General features: G+C 64.3%; 4 protein-coding genes. 3 read left to right on the top strand and 1 reads right to left on the bottom strand.

Features of this window, described 5'->3' with window-relative positions:
- Positions 1-149: 149 nt before the first annotated feature.
- The gene (gene pan1, locus ACI8UR_RS12280; protein ID WP_411716029.1) at positions 150-1,364 is read right to left on the bottom strand and encodes a proteasome-activating nucleotidase Pan1; all 1,215 of its coding nucleotides are present in this window, start codon (positions 1,362-1,364) and stop codon (positions 150-152) included.
- A gap of 170 nt (positions 1,365-1,534) precedes the next feature.
- Between pan1 and ACI8UR_RS12285 the strand changes: the two genes are divergently transcribed.
- From ACI8UR_RS12285 to mre11, 3 genes are all read left to right on the top strand, one after another.
- The gene (locus ACI8UR_RS12285; protein ID WP_411716030.1) at positions 1,535-1,798 is read left to right on the top strand and encodes a winged helix-turn-helix domain-containing protein; all 264 of its coding nucleotides are present in this window, start codon (positions 1,535-1,537) and stop codon (positions 1,796-1,798) included.
- Between the two features lie 39 nt (positions 1,799-1,837).
- Entirely contained in the window at positions 1,838-2,188 is a 351-nt protein-coding gene (locus ACI8UR_RS12290; RefSeq protein ID WP_411716031.1) for a hypothetical protein, read from the top strand.
- The coding region (gene mre11, locus ACI8UR_RS12295; RefSeq protein WP_415087928.1) for a DNA double-strand break repair protein Mre11 at positions 2,185-3,432 on the top strand (1,248 nt) is incomplete at its 3' end. The genes ACI8UR_RS12290 and mre11, both read left to right, overlap by 4 nt.

Here is a 3,432-nt window from a genome sequence, read left to right on the forward strand (position 1 = left end):
TATCGTTCTGGAATCCCCGAACAGGGCGGGTCGGTTCCCACCAGCTCCCCGAGTTCTGAAGATACCCCTCAAAACCCGACAGGCTGACCTGGCGGTGAACGTTCAAAAATCCTCCAAACAAGAAATCCACAGCCAACAGTGCGGACGCCTTATGCGAACGTCTTCGAGACTTCGTCGGCTTCCGCTTCGGTCTGGCGGATCTTCTCCCAGGCCTGCCTGAAGTCCTCCGTGCGAACCTCGAGGCGGTCGTCGCGGATGGCGTACATCCCGGCCTCGGTACAGATGGCCTTGATGTCGGCGCCGGAGGCTTTCTCGACCATCTCGGCGAGTTCGTCGAAGTCGACCGAGTCGGCGACGCTCATATCGCGGGTGTGGATTCGGAAGATCATCTCGCGGCCCTCGATATCGGGCTTCGGTACCTCGATGAGGCGGTCGAAGCGGCCGGGTCGGAGGATAGCGCGGTCGAGCATGTCGAAGCGGTTCGTCGCGGCGATGATGGATATCTGGCCGCGGTCTTCGAAGCCGTCCATCTCGGAGAGGAGTTGCATCATCGTCCGCTGGACTTCGGCGTCGCCCGACGTCTTCGAGTCCGTTCGCTTCGCGGCGATGGCGTCGATCTCGTCGATGAAGACGACGGCGGGCTCTTGCTGACGGGCGAGCTCGAAGAGGTCGCGAACGAGCTTTGCACCCTCACCGATGAACTTGTGGACGAGTTCGGAGCCGGCCATCTTGATGAAGGTGGCGTCGGTCTGGTTGGCGACGGCCTTCGCGAGCATCGTCTTGCCGGTGCCGGGCGGCCCGTACAGCAGGACGCCGGACGGCGGGTCGATGCCGACCTCGTCGAACATGCCGGGGCTCTTGATGGGCATCTCGACGGTTTCGCGCACCTCCTCCATCTGCTCGTCGATGCCGCCGATGTCCTCGTAGGACACCTCAGGCGACTGGTCGACCTGCATCACGCGGGCGCGAACGTCCGTCTCGTCGTCGAGCTGTTTGACGATAGAGAGGGAGTTGTTCACGGCGACGCGGGCGTCGGGAGAGAGATCCGCTCGCATCTCGTCGGTGACCTCGGTGAGCGCCTCTTGGTTGTTGCCGTGCTGTTTGATGATGACGCCCTCGTCGGTGATCTCCTGGACGGTGGCGACGAACAGCGGCGACTGCTTGAGCTTCTTGTTCTCGTGGGTCAGTCGCTCGAGCTTCTGTTGGTACTTGTTGTTCTCCGCGTTGGCGTCGAGGAGTTTGTCTCGCATCTCCTCGTTCTGCTGTTCGAGGATTTCGAGACGTTCCTCCAGCGCCGCCACTTTCTCCTGCTGTGACGCGTCGTCCTCGTAGGGGAGGTCAACGTCGTCAACAGTATCGGTCATCAACACATCAGTAGCGCCCGCGGTCATAAGAGGCTTCGGGTAGTCTCACCCATACGACGCGGGCGAAAATCACCGATACGGCGGCCGGTTCACCGCGAGCGAAGAATTACTAAAGGACATATTTATGTATAGTAAGTATTATCAAGCATCATCGGAAACGTGCGGACACGATGAGCGCTACTGACGTGCAAGCGGAGGCTGAGCCGACAGGATGGGATGCCGTCGCCGACCTCCCGCCGAGCGCGAAACTGGTCGCGAAGGTACTCGAATACGACGACCGGCTCACGCAGAGCCAGCTGGCCGAGGAGACAATGCTGCCCCCGCGGACGGTACGCTACGCGCTCACCCGGCTCGAAGACGTCGATGTCGTCGACTCGCGGTTCTCCTTCACCGACGCCCGCAAGCGGGTGTACACGCTCGCTATCGACGCATAGACCCCATTCTTTATCTGCCAAGGCGCGCCCAGCCCCTCCGTGCCGTCGAATGCGCCCGACGACAGCGACGACGTGGCCGACACCGAGTGTGTGAAAGCCGCTCTCAGACGCCTCGTCCGCACCGACAGCCAAGCGGTTATCGCTCGCGCCGAGGCGTCCGTCAAAGACCTTGAGGCAGCCCGGGAGTTCGTCGAGACGGTAGGCCTCGACGAACTGGAGGCTGCCGTCGAGACGACCGACGACCCGGCCCGCCGCGAGCGGGGTCGGCGCGCACTCGCAGCGTTCCAGCGCTTCCGCCGCGCAGCAGCGGGTGAACTCGATGCCGGCGACCACTTTCACCGTGATCGCGGAACCGATTTAAGACACCATACCCAACCATCGCATCAATGACACGGGTGATTCACACCGGCGACACCCACCTCGGCTACCGGCAGTACCACCAGCCGGAGCGCCGAACCGACTTCCTCGAGTCGTTCCGGCGCGTCGCCGACGACGCGGTCGAACTCGACATCGACGCGGTCGTCCACGCGGGCGACCTCTTTCACGACCGCCGACCGGGCCTCCCCGACCTTCTGGGCACGCTCGACGTTCTGGAAACGCTCTCCGACGCCGGGGTTCCGTTCCTCGCGGTCGTCGGCAACCACGAGACCAAACGCGATGCCCAGTGGCTCGACCTCTTCGAGTCACTCGGGCTGGCGACTCGTCTCGGTGACGCGCCGGTCGTCATCGGCGACACCGCCCTCTACGGGCTCGATTTCGTCCCACGTGCACAGCGAGACGCCCTCGACTACGAGTTCGAACCCCACGACGCCGACCACGCGGCGCTGGTCTCTCACGGTCTCTTCGAGCCGCTCGTCCCCGATTACGGCAACGTGCAGTGGGACGCCGCCGAAGTGCTCGAGAAATCCACCGTTGAGTTCGACGCGATGCTTCTGGGCGACGAACACGCCGCGACCCGCCAGGAGGTCGACGGCGTCTGGGTCACCTACTGTGGCTCGACCGAGCGTACGAGCGCGAGCGAGCGTGACGACCGCGGGTACAACATCGTCGAGTTCGACGATGGTGTCCACATCACCCGCCGCGGAATCGAGACGCGCGAGTTCGTCTTCGTCGACCTCGACCTCGGGGAGAACGAGGGATTCGACCGGGTTCGCGACCGCCTCCGCGAACACGACCTGACGGATGCGGTCGTCCACGTCACGCTGGACGGCGATGGCGAGGACGTCTCCGCCGCCCGCGTGGAATCGTTCGCCACCGAGGAGGGCGCACTCATCGCCCGCGTCACCGACCACCGGGAAATCAGCGAAGACGCCGACCTCGACGTGGCCTTCGCCGACCCTGACGAGGCCGTCCGCGAGCGGGTTCGCGACCTCGGCCTCAGCGACGCTGCCCGGAACCTCGATGAGACGATTCGGGAGAGCAAGGTCGCCGACTCGAACGTCAAAGGCGAGGTCGAACGCCGCGTCGGTGAACTGCTCGACGAGCCCGAGGCGTTCGAATCGGCGCCAGATACCGAGCCGGAGACGGCCGCCGACCGCCTTTCGGACGACGACGAATCGGAGGGGGCCGACGCGGACACCGGCGCGGAATCCGAGGTGGAGGCCGATACCGATGCAGAGCCCGCGGACGCCGAT

The organism is Natronomonas sp. (assembly GCF_047616845.1).
In the GTDB taxonomy this organism is placed as follows: domain Archaea; phylum Halobacteriota; class Halobacteria; order Halobacteriales; family Haloarculaceae; genus Natronomonas.

What these genes read in the sequence shown, in the direction of transcription:
- pan1 (WP_411716029.1), bottom strand. Translation starts at nt 1,364, where the DNA reads ATGACCGATACTGTTGACGACGTTGACCTCCCCTACGAGGACGACGCG.
- ACI8UR_RS12285 (WP_411716030.1), top strand. Translation starts at nt 1,535, where the DNA reads ATGAGCGCTACTGACGTGCAAGCGGAGGCTGAGCCGACAGGATGGGAT.